Origin of the sequence: Paractinoplanes toevensis, from assembly GCF_018332695.1 — a bacterium.
GTDB classification, from domain to species: Bacteria; Actinomycetota; Actinomycetes; order Mycobacteriales; family Micromonosporaceae; genus Actinoplanes; species Actinoplanes toevensis.
In genome coordinates, this window is record NZ_BOQN01000099.1 from 43,853 (window position 1) to 58,933 (window position 15,081).

Annotated in this window: 16 protein-coding genes and 2 pseudogenes; 8 read left to right on the forward strand and 10 right to left on the reverse strand. The window is 70.1% G+C overall.

All coding sequences use genetic code 11. From position 1 onward, the window contains the following. Positions 1 to 19 precede the first annotated feature (19 nt). The gene (locus Ato02nite_RS37815) at positions 20 to 1,930 is read left to right on the forward strand and encodes a leucine--tRNA ligase (protein ID WP_213011498.1); all 1,911 of its coding nucleotides are present in this window, start codon (positions 20 to 22) and stop codon (positions 1,928 to 1,930) included. Positions 1,931 to 1,989: 59 nt separating this feature from the next. Here the strand turns inward: Ato02nite_RS37815 and rdgB are convergent, their stop codons facing one another. The 4 genes from rdgB to Ato02nite_RS37835 form a co-directional block, all read right to left on the reverse strand. Then, a complete protein-coding gene (gene rdgB / locus Ato02nite_RS37820) occupies positions 1,990 to 2,604 on the reverse strand; it encodes an RdgB/HAM1 family non-canonical purine NTP pyrophosphatase (protein ID WP_213011499.1) in 615 nt (204 codons plus the stop codon). Positions 2,605 to 2,680: 76 nt separating this feature from the next. Next, a complete protein-coding gene (gene rph / locus Ato02nite_RS37825) occupies positions 2,681 to 3,406 on the reverse strand; it encodes a ribonuclease PH (RefSeq protein ID WP_213011500.1) in 726 nt (241 codons plus the stop codon). A gap of 229 nt (positions 3,407 to 3,635) precedes the next feature. After that, entirely contained in the window at positions 3,636 to 4,802 is a 1,167-nt protein-coding gene (locus Ato02nite_RS37830; protein WP_213011501.1) for a glycosyltransferase, read from the reverse strand. Between the two features lie 68 nt (positions 4,803 to 4,870). Next, entirely contained in the window at positions 4,871 to 5,617 is a 747-nt protein-coding gene (locus tag Ato02nite_RS37835) for an MBL fold metallo-hydrolase (RefSeq protein WP_213011502.1), read from the reverse strand. Positions 5,618 to 5,878: 261 nt separating this feature from the next. On the opposite strand from Ato02nite_RS37835, the gene Ato02nite_RS37840 reads away from it, so the two are divergent. Then, a complete protein-coding gene (locus Ato02nite_RS37840) occupies positions 5,879 to 6,289 on the forward strand; it encodes a hypothetical protein (protein WP_213011503.1) in 411 nt (136 codons plus the stop codon). Positions 6,290 to 6,293: 4 nt separating this feature from the next. On the opposite strand, the gene Ato02nite_RS37845 is transcribed toward Ato02nite_RS37840, so the two are convergent. The 5 genes and pseudogenes from Ato02nite_RS37845 to clpS all read right to left on the reverse strand — a co-directional run bounded on the left by Ato02nite_RS37845 (position 6,294) and on the right by clpS (position 8,989). Next, positions 6,294 to 7,259 (reverse strand): PLP-dependent cysteine synthase family protein, encoded by a 966-nt coding sequence (locus Ato02nite_RS37845; RefSeq protein WP_213011504.1) that lies wholly within the window; start codon positions 7,257 to 7,259, stop codon positions 6,294 to 6,296. 5 nt (positions 7,260 to 7,264) lie between these two features. Then, positions 7,265 to 7,579 carry a MoaD/ThiS family protein gene (locus Ato02nite_RS37850; protein ID WP_213011505.1) on the reverse strand — a complete coding sequence of 105 codons (315 nt, stop codon included), beginning with the start codon at positions 7,577 to 7,579 and terminating at the stop codon, positions 7,265 to 7,267. Between the two features lie 57 nt (positions 7,580 to 7,636). Continuing rightward, positions 7,637 to 8,124 (reverse strand): annotated as a pseudogene (locus tag Ato02nite_RS37855) (M67 family metallopeptidase). A gap of 53 nt (positions 8,125 to 8,177) precedes the next feature. Next, the gene (locus tag Ato02nite_RS37860) at positions 8,178 to 8,678 is read right to left on the reverse strand and encodes a DUF2017 domain-containing protein (protein WP_213011507.1); all 501 of its coding nucleotides are present in this window, start codon (positions 8,676 to 8,678) and stop codon (positions 8,178 to 8,180) included. A 20-nt stretch (positions 8,679 to 8,698) separates the two neighbouring features. Then, a complete protein-coding gene (gene clpS, locus Ato02nite_RS37865) occupies positions 8,699 to 8,989 on the reverse strand; it encodes an ATP-dependent Clp protease adapter ClpS (protein WP_213011508.1) in 291 nt (96 codons plus the stop codon). 105 nt (positions 8,990 to 9,094) lie between these two features. Between clpS and Ato02nite_RS37870 the strand changes: the two genes are divergently transcribed. From Ato02nite_RS37870 to Ato02nite_RS37895, 6 genes are all read left to right on the forward strand, one after another. Next, positions 9,095 to 10,381, forward strand: a complete 1,287-nt coding sequence (locus tag Ato02nite_RS37870) for a nicotinate phosphoribosyltransferase (protein ID WP_213011509.1) — start codon at positions 9,095 to 9,097, stop codon at positions 10,379 to 10,381. 10 nt (positions 10,382 to 10,391) lie between these two features. Further along, positions 10,392 to 10,967, forward strand: a complete 576-nt coding sequence (locus Ato02nite_RS37875) for a nicotinamidase (protein ID WP_213011510.1) — start codon at positions 10,392 to 10,394, stop codon at positions 10,965 to 10,967. A gap of 75 nt (positions 10,968 to 11,042) precedes the next feature. Next, positions 11,043 to 12,335, forward strand: a complete 1,293-nt coding sequence (locus Ato02nite_RS37880; protein WP_213011511.1) for an MFS transporter — start codon at positions 11,043 to 11,045, stop codon at positions 12,333 to 12,335. 10 nt (positions 12,336 to 12,345) lie between these two features. Next, complete coding sequence (locus Ato02nite_RS37885; RefSeq protein WP_213011512.1) at positions 12,346 to 12,852, forward strand: GNAT family N-acetyltransferase; 507 nt, start codon at positions 12,346 to 12,348, stop codon at positions 12,850 to 12,852. Between the two features lie 96 nt (positions 12,853 to 12,948). Then, positions 12,949 to 13,275 carry a DMT family transporter gene (locus Ato02nite_RS37890; protein ID WP_438873102.1) on the forward strand — a complete coding sequence of 109 codons (327 nt, stop codon included), beginning with the start codon at positions 12,949 to 12,951 and terminating at the stop codon, positions 13,273 to 13,275. A gap of 431 nt (positions 13,276 to 13,706) precedes the next feature. Next, positions 13,707 to 14,258: a TetR/AcrR family transcriptional regulator gene (locus Ato02nite_RS37895; RefSeq protein WP_213011514.1), complete on the forward strand. Its 552-nt coding sequence runs from the start codon at positions 13,707 to 13,709 to the stop codon at positions 14,256 to 14,258. Positions 14,259 to 14,754: 496 nt separating this feature from the next. On the opposite strand, the pseudogene Ato02nite_RS37900 reads toward Ato02nite_RS37895, so the two are convergent. Next, positions 14,755 to 15,081 (reverse strand): annotated as a pseudogene (locus Ato02nite_RS37900) (aa3-type cytochrome oxidase subunit I); the annotation flags it as partial.

A 15,081-nucleotide genomic window follows, 5' to 3' on the forward strand; every position in this document is an offset into this window, starting at 1 on the left:
TTCCCGCTAACTTTCGCACATGACGGGCTACGACTTTCGCGCACTGCAGGAACGCTGGCTGCCGGTGTGGGAGTCGCTGGGCCTCTTCGCCGCGCACGACCCGGCCCGCGAGCGGCGCTACCTGGTCGACATGTTCGCCTACCCCTCCGGCGACCTGCACATGGGCCACGCCGAGGCGTACGCGATCGGTGATGTCATCGCCCGCTACTGGGTGCAGTGCGGCTTCGACGTGCTGCACCCGGTCGGCTGGGACTCGTTCGGCCTGCCCGCCGAGAACGCGGCCATCCGGCGCGACCAGCACCCGGCCGACTGGACGTACGCGAACATCGCCACCCAGGCCGAGTCGTTCCGCCGCTATGCCGTCTCGTTCGACTGGGCGACCAGGCTGCACACCAGCGACCCGTCCTACTACCGCTGGACACAGTGGCTGTTCCTGCGGTTCTTCGAGCGCGGCCTGGCCTACCGCGCTCGGGCCGCGGTCAACTGGTGCCCGGCCGACCGGACGGTGCTGGCCAACGAGCAGGTGGTGGGCGGCCGCTGCGAGCGGTGCGGCAGCGAGGTGAGCACGCGGGAGCTGACCCAGTGGTTCCTGCGCACCACCGCGTACGCGGACCGGCTGCTGGCCGACATGTCCCAGCTGGAAGGTCACTGGCCGGCGCACATCCTGACCATGCAGCGCAACTGGATCGGCCACCCACCCGACTATCACCTGCGGGACTGGCTGATCTCCCGGCAGCGCTTCTGGGGTTGTCCGATCCCGATCGTGCACTGCGACTCCTGCGGCGAGGTCGGCGTCCCCGACGACGAGCTGCCGGTCCGCCTGCCCGACCTGCGCGGCGCCGCCCTGGCCCCGAAGGACGTCTCCCCGCTGGCCGCCGCCACCGACTGGGTGTCGGTGCCCTGCCCGAAATGCGGCGCCCCGGCCCGGCGCGACACCGACACGATCGACACGTTCGTCGACTCGAGCTGGTATTTCCTGCGCTACCCCAACCCGGCCTACGACCAGGGCCCGTTCGACCCGGCGGCAGTGCGCCAGGTCGACCAGTACTTCGGCGGCCCCGAACACGCGGTGCTGCACCTGCTGTACGCCCGCTTCTTCACCAAGGTCCTGTACGACCTGGGCCTGGTCGACTTCACCGAGCCGTTCCGCGCCCTGACCACCCAGGGCCACGTGATCCTGAACGGCGCCGCGATGAGCAAGTCCAAGGGCAACATGGTCGACCTGGGCGAACAGATCTCGAAATACGGCGTCGACGCCGTCCGCCTGGCGATGGTCTTCGCCGGCCCGCCGGAGGAGGACATCGACTGGGCCGACATCTCCCCCGGCGGCTCGGTCCGCTTCCTGTCCCGCACGCTGTCACTGACCACCCGAGTCCCGGCCGCACCCGCCGCGCCCGCGCCCGCCACGCCCGGCGGGCCGACTTTCGTCGGTGGTGGCCGGGGCGAGCCCACCGAACTGCGGCGCACCACCCATCGGCTGCTGCGGGCGATCACCGACCTGATCGAGGCGCGCCGGCTGAACGTGGCCGTCGCCCGGCTGATGGAGCTGGTCACGGCGGCCCGCGAGGCGCCCGCCGACGACCCCGCGCTGCGCGAGACCGTCGAAGCGATCGCCATCGTGCTGTCGCTGTTCGCGCCCTACACCGCCGAGGAGATGTGGTCCCGGCTGGGCCACCCACCCGGCGTCGCCAAGGCCGGCTGGCCCACGATCGACTCGGCTCTGGCCGCCCAGCGCACCGCCGTCTGCGCCGTGCAGGTCAACGGCAAGGTCCGCGACCGCCTGACCGTCCCCGCCGACATCACCGACGCCGACCTGACCGCGCTGGCACTGGCCTCCCCCGCCGTCGCCACCTACATCGGCGACGGCACAGCGCCACCCCGCACCATCGTGCGAGCTCCCAAGTTGGTCAACATCGTCATGCCGACCTAACCCTCGTCGGCCCGGCCCGTCGCCGAACCAACCGCCTGCCGGTCCAGCCCTTCGCCGACCTAGCGGGGGAGTTCCTTCGCGATCACCTTGGCCAGCTCGCGGAACGCCTTGCCGCGGTGGCTGATCGCGTCTTTCTCGGCCGGGCTCAGCTCCGCGTTCGTGCGGGTCTGACCCTCGCCCAGGAAGATCGGGTCGTAGCCGAAGCCGCCCTCGCCGCGCCGCGCCCGCAGGATCGTGCCGCGCTGCTTGCCCTCGACCAGGTGCTCCCGCCCGTTCGGCAGGACCAGTGCGGCCGCGCACACGAACGCGCCACCCCGATGCTCGTCACCCACGTCGGAGATCTGCGCCAGCACCAGCTCGAGATTGGCCCCGTCGTTGCCGTGGCCGCCGGACCAGCGCGCGCTGAACACCCCGGGCATCCCGTTGAGCGCGTCGACCGCGATGCCGGAGTCGTCGGCCACCGTGGGCAGTCCGGTGCGCTTGGCGCCCTCACGGGCCTTGATCAGGGCGTTTTCCCCAAAGGTCAGCCCGGTCTCCGGCACGTCGGGATAGTCGGGGAAGTCGCCCAGCCCGACCAGCGCGATCCGCTCGGCGCCCAGCGCCTGGTCGAGAATGCGCTGAAGCTCCACCAGCTTCTTCTTGTTGGCCGTGGCCAGCAGCAACCGGGCACTCATGCCAGCTCCTCGCTTCGCTCCGAGCTGCCAAGAGCAAATTCCACACTGAGCTTGCCGATTTGCTCGCTGCGCTCGCTCATGCCAGGGCCTTCTGCTGGGCCGCGGCCAGCTCCGCGCAACCGAGGACGCCGAGGTCGAGCAGGGCGTCCATCTGGTCGCGGCGGAACACGCCGTTCTCCCCGGTGCCCTGCACCTCGACGAAGTCGCCGTCGCCGGTGCACACCACATTCATGTCGACCTCGGCGGCGACATCCTCCAAATACATCAGATCGAGGCGGGGCTCGCCGTCGATGATGCCGACGCTGACCGCCTGGATCGAGCGGTGCATCACCTTTTCCACCTTGCCGGCCAGCGACTTGCGGTCGGCCAGCCAGTTGACCGCGTCGTGCAGCGCGACATAGGCGCCGGTGATCGCGGCGGTGCGGGTGCCGCCGTCGGCCTGCAGCACGTCGCAGTCGAGGACGATCGAGTTTTCCCCGAGGGCCTTCAGGTCGATGCAGGCCCGCAGGCTGCGCCCGATCAGCCGGGAGATCTCGTGGGTGCGGCCACCGACCTTGCCCTTGATGCTCTCCCGGTCGCCACGGGTGTTGGTGGCGCGGGGCAGCATCGCGTATTCGGCGGTGACCCAGCCGAGGCCGGAACCCTTGCGCCAGCGCGGCACCCCCTCGGTGACGCTGGCGGTGCAGAGCACGCGGGTGTCGCCGAACTCGACGAGCACCGACCCCTCCGGGTGGATGCTCCACTTCCGGCTGAGGGTCACGGGTCGTAGCTGGTCGGCCGCTCGGCCGTCGGGTCGTGCCATGCCTTGAACCTTATTGGGTTGGGCGCTGGTTCGCTCTGCCAGGTCCCGCGCCTGTGGATAACTCCTGGGGTCTGTGTCGAAGTAGGGGCCGGGCTGCGGCGTGGCCCAGCCGCCGCCTGGCCGCACGGCTCGAACACCCAGATACAACACCGGTATCCGGGCGCCCGCGCCGCGCACCCAGCCGACACCTGGACCTCGCCTCGCTTCGGCCCCTACTTCGACACAGACCCTAGACGCGCGGCACGGCCGGGCGCAGGACCGCCTCCGGCCGGGGCCGGGTAATGGTCCGGGCAGTGCCGAGTGCGCCGTGCGCCTGCAGGAAGCCGTCCACGGCCTGCTCCCAGCCGAATTTCTCGGCCCGGGTCCGGGCCGTCGCCCGCCGTTCCGCCTCGGGCCGCCCCATCAGGGTGCGGACTCCCTCGGCGAACGCCTCCGGGGTGCCGGCCACCGCGACGCCGGCCTCGCCGACCACCTCGGGCAGGGCACTGGAGGCGTTGACGACCACCGGCGTACCGCAGGCCAGGGCCTCCAGGGCCGCCAGGCCGAACGTCTCCACCGGACCCGGCGAAACGACCACATCGGCGCTGGCCATCAGCGCCGCGACCGCGGAGCGGTCGGCGATGTGGCCGGCGAACCGCACCGGAAGCCGTGCGGCCCGGTAGGCGAGCGCGGCCCGCCGGGTGCCGTCCCCGGCCACCGCGAGCACCGCCGGCACTTTCGCGTTGCGCAGCGCCGCGATCGCGTCGACCGCCAGCTCGGGCCGTTTCGCCCCGGACAGCCGGCTGCAGTAGGCCACCAGCAGCTCGTCGGGCCGGGCGTAGCGAGCCCGCACGGCGGGGTCGAACCGGGACGGGTGGAACTCGTCGAGGTCGACGCCGAGCGGCACCTCGACCAGGTTGGGCACGCCGAGCCGGCGGAACTCGCCGGCCGCGAACGCGGTGGTGCAGACGATCGTGTCGAAGTTTTCCGCGGTGCGCAGGTTGAGGCGGTCGGCCACGTGGTCGCGCTTGGGCACGCCCCAGACGCCGAGCAGGCCGGCCAGGGTCTCGTGCGAGACCATCACCGAACCGACGCCGCGCTGCCGCGCCCAACTGCCCGTCCAGCGCAGGGTGGCCCGGTCGGAGACCTCGATGCGGTCGGGTTCGAGGGAGTCGAGCAGCCGGGTGAGCTCGCCGCGCCCGGCCATCACGCGGTAGCCACCGGTGCGGGGCAGCGGCGCGCTGGGCAGGGTGATGACGCGGCCCTGGGAGGTCTCGATGTCGGAGCGCTCGCGACCGGGAACGATCAGCACCGCCTCGTGGCCCGCGCGCTGGTAGCCCTCGCCGAGATTACGCAATGCCGTCCGGAGGCCACCGGTATGAGTCGTCACGAAGTTGGCCAGGCGGACAATGCGCATGCAGCAACTCCAAGATCATGATCCGGTGGTGCAACGGTGCTTCCGACCCCTGTCCCCCGGCTCAGGCCTCAGAGATCGTACCGGGCGCCGGGGCGAACCACCTCAACCGGGCCGGTATATGCCGCGGTGGCCGCATCCACAATAGAAGCCTCGGAGAACCACGCAGGTATCAAATGGGTCAGCAAAAGCCGCCCCACATCGGCCTTGGTGGCCGCCTCGCCCGCTTCACCGCCGGTCAGGTGCAGGCCGGGCGGGTTGTCCACCCCGTCGAGGTAACTCGCCTCACACAGGAACAGGTCGGCTCCGGCGGCCAGGCGCAACAGGGCCTCGCACGGTGCGGTGTCGGAGGAATAGGCGATCACCCGGCCGCCGTGCTCGATCCGAACCCCGTACGTCTCGATCGGATGGTTGACCCGGTCCACCGTGATCGTGAACGGTCCGATCGGAAAGGTGCCGGGCTGCAGACCGTAGAACGTGTATACGTCGTCCAGAGTCTCGTTGTCCGAGCTGTAGGCCGCGGAGATCCGCTCGGCCGCCCCCAAGGGCGCATAGACCGGAATGGGCTCGTGCGCCCCGCGCGGGTCGTAACGACGGACCACGATGTAGGTGCAGGCGTCCAGCATGTGATCGCAGTGCAGATGAGTCAGGACGATCGCGTCGATCGAGTTCATGTCCGAGTACCGCTGCAGGGCCGACATCGATCCGGAGCCGAAATCGATGAGAAGCCGAAAGTTGTCTGCCTCGACGAGATAGGCGGAACAAGCCGCCTCGGGGCCGGGAAAACTGCCGGCGCAGCCGAGAACGGTCAGTCGCATGCGGGTCCCTCTGCCTCACGCTGGGTCGTCCACGCCCCGCCGGACCGGTCCGTGGCAGTCTCGTCAGACCAGTCAATCACGGAGCGAAGCGTACTTCGCGACCTGCGCGGCAGGTAAAGGTCTGATCGATTTGTCGCTAAATCGACAACGTACATCACACCGCCCGTGACCTCGGTCATTAGCGCAATTCCCGTTACGTCCGGTGAGTCGTTTGCGTTGCACAAAGTGAGGACTTCTTGGGACGGAACAGACGGGGACAACGTGACAACGGTCGAACAGAACCGCACCACGCGGACCGAGGCGGCGGAGATCATGCCGTTCGGTGGCTGGGAGAGTACACCGGCAACCGCGGCCTTCGGTGACCACGAAACGCTCTTCCGCTTTCCCGCGGCGGATGACCCGGCGCCGTCGCCGGCGCGACTGTTGACCATGGCGCTCTACGCGTCCGCGCTCGGCTTGGCCGGCGTCGGGGTCGGGCTGCGCGCAATGGTCAAGCTTTTCGGCGGTACGCCATTCTGGTACGTCCCGACGCTGTCCCTTTTCGGACTTCTGAGCGTGGCCCTGGTCGTCGGATCGTTCCTTTCGATCCACCGGCCGGTGCTGCCGTGGCTGCTATTGGCGGCAGCCGCGGCGCCATTGGCGATCGACATCCTGATCGCCGTGTTCTATTAGGGCCTTACGCCCAGAGCTGGCCCTCCAGGGCCTCTTCCGCGTCGTTGAGGGTGCCGCCGTAGGCGCCGGTCGACAGGTACTTCCAGCCGCCGTCGGCGATCACGAAGGCCACGTCGGCGCGGCGGCCGGCCTTGACCGCCTCGTGCGCCACGGCGAGGGCCGCGTGCAGGATCGCCCCGCTGGAGAACCCGGCGAAGATCCCCTCCACCTCGACCAGTTGGCGGGTGCGCAGCACGGCGTCCCGGGTGCCCACCGAGAAGCGGCGGGTCAGGACGCTCGCGTCGTACAGCTCGGGCACGTAGCCCTCGTCGATGTTGCGCAGGCCGTACACCAGCTCGCCGTATCGCGGCTCGGCCGCGATGATCTGGATGCCCTCGACCTTTTCCCGCAGGAACCGGCCGGTGCCCATCAGCGTGCCGGTGGTGCCCAGCCCGGCCACGAAGTGCGTGATCGTCGGCAGGTCGTGCAGCAGCTCGGGACCGGTGGTCTCGTAGTGCGCGCGGGCGTTCGCCGGGTTGCCGTACTGAAAAAGCATCTTCCAGTCGGGATGCTCAGCGGCGATCTGCTTGGCGGTGGCCACGGCCTGGTTCGATCCGCCCGCGGCCGGCGAGAAGATGATCTCCGCGCCGTACATCCGGAGGATCTGGACCCGCTCGGCCGAGACGTTCTCCGGCATGACGCAGACGAGGCGATAGCCTCGCAGTTTCGCCACCATGGCCAGCGCGATGCCGGTGTTTCCGCTGGTCGGCTCGAGGATCGTGTCGCCCGGGTGCAGGTGGCCGGACTCCTCGGCCTCGCGCACCATGAACAGCGCCGCCCGGTCCTTGATGCTGCCGGTCGGGTTGCGATCCTCCAGCTTGGCCCAGAGCCGCACCGGCGGTGCCCCGTCGGGCACCGTCGGCGACAGGCGGGGCAGGCCGACGAGCGGCGTGCCCCCGCACGCGTCCAGCAGGCTCTCGAAACGAGCCATCGGTCCTAGCGCCCCAGCAGGGCGGCCGCGGCGGCGAAGCCGAGAGCGCCACCGGCCACGGCCGGCAGGATGGTGACCGAGTCGCCGTCGTTGAGCTTGGCGTCGAGAGCGCCGAGGAACCGCACGTCCTCGTCGTTGATGTAGATGTTGACGAAGCGGTGCAGGCCGCCCTCGGGCGTGATCAGCCGGCCCTTGAAGCCGCTGTGCTTGGCGTCCAGATCGTCGATCAGCGCGGTCAGCGTGTCGCCGGCGCCCTCGACGACCTTCGAGCCGCCGGTGTAGCTGCGCAGAATGGTGGGAACGCGAACTTCGATTGCCATGTCGGTGAATGCTCCTGAGTAAGGGTCGAACACGGGAAGGGGTCTACGAGGATGTCGTCAGCGACACTCGTAAACCACCGACACGGGGCTCTGCCCGAACATGTACGACTGCACGCTCGCACTCACGCGTCTACCTTCGCATCCACGATGTCGATCTTTTCCTCGGTCACCGCGCCGTCCACGATGCGGAACGACCGGATCTCGTCGACACCCGGCTCGCGGGTCGACACCAGCACGTAGTGAGCGCCCGGCTCGCCGGCGAGGTTGATGTCCGTCCGGGAGGGATAGGCCTCCGTCGCGGTGTGCGAGTGGTAGATGACCACCGGCTCCTCGTCGTTGTCGTCCATCTCGCGCCACACACGGAGCTGTTCCATGGAGTCGAACTGGTAGAACGTCTGCGACCGGGCCGAATTGTCCATCGGGATGAACCGGGTGGGTGCGTCACTGCCGACCGGACCGGCGATCACGCCGCAGGCCTCGTCGGGGTGGTCCCGGCGGGCGTGGGCGAAGATCGCGTCAACGATCGCCCGGTCAATGGTCAGCACGTTGTTCACATTACCGTGAGATTTCCCGCCCCCGAGTATGGCCGTGGCCACAGTCAGTCGATCTCCGGGAGCGCGTTGAGCAGCGACTCCTGAAGGTAACCCAGGTAGGCGTAGACGCTGAGCTGGAAGACCCGGCTCGAACCGGGGTCGTGCACCACCGCCTGCTCCAGCTCCTCGCTCAGGTCGGTCTCGGCGCCGATGTCCAGCCGGGTGCCCATGGCCAGGCGCGCGTCGTTGATGGCCCGCAGCCACGCCTCCGCGGCCTCGCCGTCGAGGCGTACCTCTCCCTCGCCGTCGTCGGGCAGGGCCGCGAGAATCGCGCCGGCCTGATCGATCTTCCCGGTCTTGAGTTCACCCTCGGTGTAGAGGCGGAACTCGGCCGAGTCGTCCGGGCGGTCCGGATAGATGTCCGGGAACAGCCGGGAGACCACCGGGTCGGTGTGGTCCATCCCGTCGGTGAGCAGGCCGACCACCTCGCCGGCGACCTTGCGCAGCACGCGCACCTCGTCGATCGCGAAGGTCGCCACGCACTGGGTGCCGTTGCGTCGGAACATCTGCCCTCTCCCGCGGTTGCTCAGGCCCGGTCAACCGTCGCCCAGAGACCGTATCCATGCAGCTGGTTGGCGTCCATCTCCATGCGCTCGCGCGCCCCGGAGGAGACCACCGCCCGGCCCTTCGTATGCACATCAAGCATGAGCTGCTCGGCCCGCTCCTTGCTGTAGCCGAACAACTTCTGAAAGACCCAGGTCACGTATGACATGAGGTTCACCGGATCGTCCCAGACGACGGTCACCCAAAGGCGATCATCGGCGGGTGCCTCCTCGATCTCCGGTGCCTCGACGGGAGCAACCTGTGGCAACGCCATGACCCCCATGTTGCCACCGGATTTGCCGCATCGGTGAACCGGAACGCCGAACCGCAGGTCAAGGCGGCATTAGTAAGGGGCAGGAGCGCGCAATAGGGTGAGGGGGTGAACTCCTTCGCCCCCGCGTTGATGACCGACCAGTACGAGCTGACCATGGTCAGCGCCGCGCTGAAGGACGGGACGGCCGACCGCAGCTGCGTGTTCGAGGTCTTCGCCCGCCGCCTGCCCACCGGCCGGCGTTACGGCGTGGTCGCCGGCCCCGGGCGGCTGATGGAGTTGATCCGCGATTTCCGCTTCACCGACGAGGACATCGACTTCCTGCGCAGAGCGCAGATCGTCGACGAGAGCACGGCGGCCTGGCTGGCGGCCTATCGATTCACCGGCGACATCGATGGGTACGCCGAGGGAGAGCTCTTCTTCCCCGGCTCCCCGATCATGACCGTCTCCGGCACCTTCGCCGAGTGTGTGGTGCTGGAGACCCTGATCCTGTCGGTGCTCAACCACGACTGCGCGGTCGCCACCGGCGCGGCCCGGATGGTCACGGCGGCCCGCGGGCGCCCGATCATCGAGATGGGCTCCCGGCGCACCCATGAGAACGCCGCCATCGCCGCGGCCCGGTCCGCCTACCTGGCCGGTTTCGCCTCCACCTCCAACCTGGCGGCCGGCGCGAAGTACGGCATCCCGACCACCGGCACCTCGGCGCACGCGTTCACGCTGCTGCACGACGACGAGCCGACCGCGTTCTCGTCCCAGGTGGCGGCGCTCGGCAAGAACACCACGCTGCTGGTCGACACGTACGACATCGCCCAGGGCATCCGTAACGCGATCGCGGTGGCCGGCCCCGACCTGCGGGCCATCCGGATCGACTCCGGCGACCTGTCGGTGCTGGCCCAGCACTCCCGCGAGTTGCTCGACTCGCTCGGCGCCACCGAGACGAAGATCATCGTTTCGGGTGACATGGACGAGTACGCGATAGCCACCCTCGCCGCCGAACCGGTCGACATGTACGGCGCCGGCACCGCGGTGGTCACCGGCTCCGGGGCGCCCACCGCGGGCCTGGTCTACAAGCTGGTCGAGGTCGACGGCCGCCCGGTGGTCAAGCGCTCGGAGAACAAGGCGACGGTCGGCGGGCGCAAGACCGCCGTCCGCCGGCACAAGCCCACCGGCACCGCCACCGAGGAGATCATCGTCTCCCAGGGCGTGCCCGACCACTTCCCCAACGACCGGCTGCTCCAGCGCTCCTTCGTGGCCGCCGGCGAGGTCGTCGACCAGCCCGCGCTGCAGGAGTCCCGCGACCACCTGCGCCAGTGCCTGATCTCGATCCCGTGGGAAGGCCTGAAGCTCTCGGCCGGCGACCCGGCCATCCCCGTGACCATCGTCCCGACCGTTTAGGGGTGTTCTCGTGGCCCGTGCCTTGATCATCGTCGACGTCCAGAACGACTTCTGCGAGGGTGGTTCCCTGCCGGTGACCGGCGGCGCCGCCGTCGCGGCCGAGGTCTCCCGCGTCCTGGCCGAGGACACCGGCCGGTGGGACCACGTGGTCGCCACCAAGGACTGGCACATCGACCCCGGCAACCACTTCAGCGACCACCCCGACTACCTGGACACCTGGCCGGCGCACTGCGTGGTCGGGTCGGGCGGCGCCGACTTCCACCCGTCGCTGGCCACCGACCGGGTCGAGGAGGTCTTCCACAAGGGTGAGCACAAGGCGGCCTACTCCGGCTTCGAGGGGCACGCCCCGGACGGCGCCGGCCTCGCCGACTGGCTGCGCGGCCGCGGGGTGACCGAGGTCGATGTGGTGGGAATCGCAACCGACCATTGCGTACGGGCGACCGCGCTCGATGCCCGCGCGGCCGGCTTCGCCACCACGGTCCTGCTCGACCTCACCGCCGGTGTGGCCGCCGGCACCACCGAGGCGGCGCTGGCGGAATTCCGCACCGCGTCGATCGAAATGTCCGGTTCCCCGCGCGTTTCATAGGTTTCCTGCCGCCATAAGTGGTTGGTTTTCTGTCGTACCCCCGAGGCAGGATGACGGGCGGAGGTCAGGAACCACATGCTGCTCACGCCTTACCGCGAAACACTCGCGTTACCTCGGATCAAGTCACTGCTCGCCGTGGCGACGCTGGCCCGCATCCCGATCGCGGCCAGCGCCGTCGTCCTGACCCTGCACGTGGTCACCGACCTGGGCCGCGGCTACGGCGCCGCCGGCCTGGTCGGCGCCGCCTTCACCATCGGCGGCTCGGTCGGCGCCCCGGTGATGGGCCGCCTGATCGACCGCCGCGGCCTACGCCCGGTCCTGGTGCTGACCACGATCGCCGAGGTCATCTTCTGGTCGGTGGCCCAGGGCGTGGCCTATCCGGTGCTGCTGGTGATGGCCCTGTTCGGGGGCTTCCTGGCGCTGCCCGCGTTCGCCGTGGCCCGCCAGTCGATCGCCGCACTGACTCCCGAGGCCCAGCGCCTGCCCGCGTTCGCCCTCGACTCGATCACCACCGAGCTCTCGTTCATGACCGGTCCGGCCCTGGGCGTGCTGATCGCCACCGGCCCCGGCCCGCGCGTCGCCATGCTCACCATCGGCGCCGGCATCCTGTTGTCCGGCCTGGGCCTGTGGCTGCTCAACCCGCCGGTCCGGGCCGCACACGAGGCTCAGGTGGCCTCCGGCGAGCGGGTCCCGCGCCGGTCGTGGCTGCGGCCGCGCTTCGTCGCCGTGCTGGCCGTGACGATGGCCGCCACCCTGGTCCTGTCCGGCACCGACGTGGCCGTCGTGGCCGTGCTGCGGGAGAGCGGCGAGGTCGGCTGGACCGGCCCGGTGATGACCCTCTGGGCGCTCTACTCCCTGCTGGGCGGCTTCGCGTACGGCACGATGAGCCGCCGCCTGCCGGCCGTGGCCCTGCTGGCCCCGATGGCGGTGCTGACCGTGGCGGTGGCGTTCGGCAGCGCCCATTGGTGGCTGCTGGCCATCCTGCTGATCCCGTGCGGCGCCCTGTGCGCCCCCACCATCACCGCCAGCGCCGACGCGGTGAGCCGGATGACCCCCGCCGCCGCCCGCGGCGAGGCGATGGGCCTGCACAACTCGTCCCTGACGGTGGGCGTGGCCCTGGGCGGTCCCCTGGCCGGACTGGCGGCCGACACCCTCTCCCCCGCCTGGGGTTTCGTAGCGGTCGGCGGTGTCGGCACCCTGATCGCCCTCGCGGTGATCCCGGCCGAGCTGCTCCACCGCCGCCGCCCTGACCCAGGTCCCGGAGGCCCTCCGGCAGCCCTCCCCGTTCCGGTCGAGTTGGCCGCCGGGGCAGCCGGACCGGCCGAGGCGATCCCGCGTCAGGCCCGCGAGTCCGTCGGTCACCACTAGGGTCCACGGCGTGGTTGATTGGCTGACCCGGCCCGAGACGGCGGCGGACGTCGATGCCATCCGCGACATCACGGCGTCCGCCTTCGACACGACCGCCGAGGCGGACCTCGTCGACGCCCTGCGCTCCGACCCGGCCTGGATCGACGGCCTGTCCCTGGTCGCGGCCACCCCCAGCGGCCGGGTCATCGGCCATGCGCTGCTGACCCGCTGCCACGTCGACGAGGTGCCGGCCCTGTGCCTGGCGCCGTGCTCGGTACTACCCGAGCACCAGCGCACCGGCGCCGGCACCGCTGTGATCAACGCCGCCCTCGCCGCCGCGCGGTCCAGGGGCGAGGCGTTCGTGATCGTCCTGGGCCATCCCGGCTATTACCCGCGCTTCGGTTTCCGGCGGGCGTCGGAGGCCGGCATCCGCCTGTCCATCGAGGTCCCCGACGAGGCTTTGATGGCCCTGACCCTCGACCCGGCCCGCCCCCTACCATCCGGCTCGGTCCGTTACGCCGCGTCCTTCGGCATCTAGGCCCCGCACCCCTGCCTATCGGCCGGGCAAAACGAGTTGTGAGCTTTTCTCGGGGCTACTGTACGATCGTACTTGTACAAACGTACAAGAAGAGGTGTGATCGTGTCGTACGTGTATCTGCTGGCTGCCATAGCCGCAGAGATCGTCGCTACCAGTCTGATGAAGTCGACCGAGGGGTTCACCCGGCTCTGGCCCACGCTGGCCTGCCTGGTCGGCTACGCGATCTCGCTGGTCGCCCTGTCCCAGGCGGTGAAAGGCGTCCCGGTGGGCGTGGCCTACGCTCTGTGGTCAGCCCTGGGCACCGCCGCAATCGTCGCGATCGGCGCGGCGTTCCTGGGCGAGCCCATCACGCTGCTGAAGGTGGCAGGCATCAGCCTGATCATCGCCGGCGTGGTAACCCTCAACCTCGGCGGTTCCCACTGACTTCCACCCCACCGGCCCAGCAGCCGACCACCTCGATGGCCGGCCCTCAGCCGACCAGCGCAGCGTCCGGCCACCGGCCGACCGGCTCGGTGGGTGGCCCCCAGCCGACCGACTCAGTGACCGGTGAAAAGCCAACCAGCTCGATGGCCGACCCTCAGCCGACCAGCGCAGCGCCCGGCCACCGACCGACGGGCTCGGTGGGCGGCCCCCAGCCAACCGACTCAGTGACCAGCGACCAGCTGACCAATCCGGTGGCCGGCGGCCAGCCGACCAGCTCGGTAGGCGGCACCCAGCCAATCAGCAGCTCGGGAGGCGGCACCCAGCCAACCAGCAGCTCGGGAGGCGGCACCCAGCCAGCCAGCAGCTCGGGAGGCGGCACCCAGCCGGGCAGCCCGGTGAGTGGCGAGCCGTTGACGGGAGGCCGGGCGGCTGTGACGGCTCATTCGGGGCGGCGGGCGCGGGATCCGCAGGCGCGGAAGGATGCGCTTGCTGAGGCGACCATCGAGGTGATCGCGGAGGTCGGCATCGGGCGAACGACGCACCGGGCGGTCGCCGCCCGCGCCGGCCTGCCCCTGGGTGCGACCACCTATTACTTTCCGACGCTCGATGCCCTGATCGCCGCTGCTCTGCGAAAGGCCGCCGAGGATCAGGAGGCCGATCTACGCCGGTGGGCCGATCGGCTGGAGAGCGCTCCCGATCTGGTCGACGGCCTGGTCGCGCTGGTCGACGAGTACATGTCGGACCGCCGCCGCGCCCAGATCGAGTTCGAACTCTGCGTGGCGGCCGCCCGCGACGCCGCCCTGCAACCGCTGGGCCGCGACTGGCTCCAAGGCCTGCACGCACTCCTGGCCCCACACGTGGGTGACCAACCGGCGCACGACATCTCGGCCCTTCTGGACGGCACCATGCTCCACATGCTGACCACCAACCGCCCGCTGAACGCCCCCGCCCTGAAAGCCGCCATCCGCCGCCTGGCCCACTGACGGCGCCGCCAACACAATCCGGACCGCCGCGCTCCCCGCGACGATCCGATAATCGGCATATCGCCACGCCTGGCCACCCCAAAATCGCGATCATGGAAAGTTCCCGCGCGACGCCCGACAGGAAATCTCCAACATCGCGGGCGCCAACCGCGGACAGCGGGAATCTGTAGATCGTCCTGCCGCGGGGCAACGCCGCCAACCCATCGCGCCCTACGCGAATCACCGGCTGCCCCGAACGAAATCCGGACCACGCCCCACCCAGCGCGGCACAGCCAGCGCGGCCCAGCGCTGGCCGCCCAACCAGCGCCCACCCGACGCGGCCCAGCGCCACCAGAGCTAGCGGCCCAGCGCTAGCGGCCCAGCCAATCTCACTCAGCGCGGCCCAACCAGTGTCACTCAGCGCGGACCAGCCCGAGCGGGGAACCGTATGTCTCCGGAATGCGGTCGGCCCACTCTCCGGTGGGAGGGCGGGCCGGCGCGGCAGTGCAGCGTGAAACTAGCGGTCGCGGTCGGAGGCGATGTCCTCCTGGTAGGTGGCGCCGCCGTCGGACTCGCTGGTCAGGACCTTGGCGCCGCCCTCGGGTGGGCCCGCGAGGGTGCGGCCCGCGGCCAGCTCGGGGAACTTCGCGTCGAACGCCGGGCGTTCCGAGCGGATGCGCGGCATGCGGTCGAAGTTGCGCAGCGGGGGCGGGGACGACGTGGCCCACTCCAGTGAGTTGCCGTGGCCCCACGGGTCGTCGACGTTTACCAGTTGGCCGACCTTGTAGGACTTCCAGCAGTTGTAGAGGAACGGCAGCGTCGACAGGCCCAGCACGAACGAACC

What these genes read in the sequence shown, in the direction of transcription:
- Ato02nite_RS37880 (WP_213011511.1), top strand. Translation starts at nt 11,043, where the DNA reads ATGCTGCTCACGCCTTACCGCGAAACACTCGCGTTACCTCGGATCAAG.
- Ato02nite_RS37830 (WP_213011501.1), bottom strand. Translation starts at nt 4,802, where the DNA reads ATGCGCATTGTCCGCCTGGCCAACTTCGTGACGACTCATACCGGTGGC.
- Ato02nite_RS37835 (WP_213011502.1), bottom strand. Translation starts at nt 5,617, where the DNA reads ATGCGACTGACCGTTCTCGGCTGCGCCGGCAGTTTTCCCGGCCCCGAG.
- Ato02nite_RS37850 (WP_213011505.1), bottom strand. Translation starts at nt 7,579, where the DNA reads ATGGCAATCGAAGTTCGCGTTCCCACCATTCTGCGCAGCTACACCGGC.
- rdgB (WP_213011499.1), bottom strand. Translation starts at nt 2,604, where the DNA reads ATGAGTGCCCGGTTGCTGCTGGCCACGGCCAACAAGAAGAAGCTGGTG.
- Ato02nite_RS37845 (WP_213011504.1), bottom strand. Translation starts at nt 7,259, where the DNA reads ATGGCTCGTTTCGAGAGCCTGCTGGACGCGTGCGGGGGCACGCCGCTC.
- Ato02nite_RS37860 (WP_213011507.1), bottom strand. Translation starts at nt 8,678, where the DNA reads ATGTTCCGACGCAACGGCACCCAGTGCGTGGCGACCTTCGCGATCGAC.
- rph (WP_213011500.1), bottom strand. Translation starts at nt 3,406, where the DNA reads ATGGCACGACCCGACGGCCGAGCGGCCGACCAGCTACGACCCGTGACC.
- clpS (WP_213011508.1), bottom strand. Translation starts at nt 8,989, where the DNA reads ATGGCGTTGCCACAGGTTGCTCCCGTCGAGGCACCGGAGATCGAGGAG.
- Ato02nite_RS37815 (WP_213011498.1), top strand. Translation starts at nt 20, where the DNA reads ATGACGGGCTACGACTTTCGCGCACTGCAGGAACGCTGGCTGCCGGTG.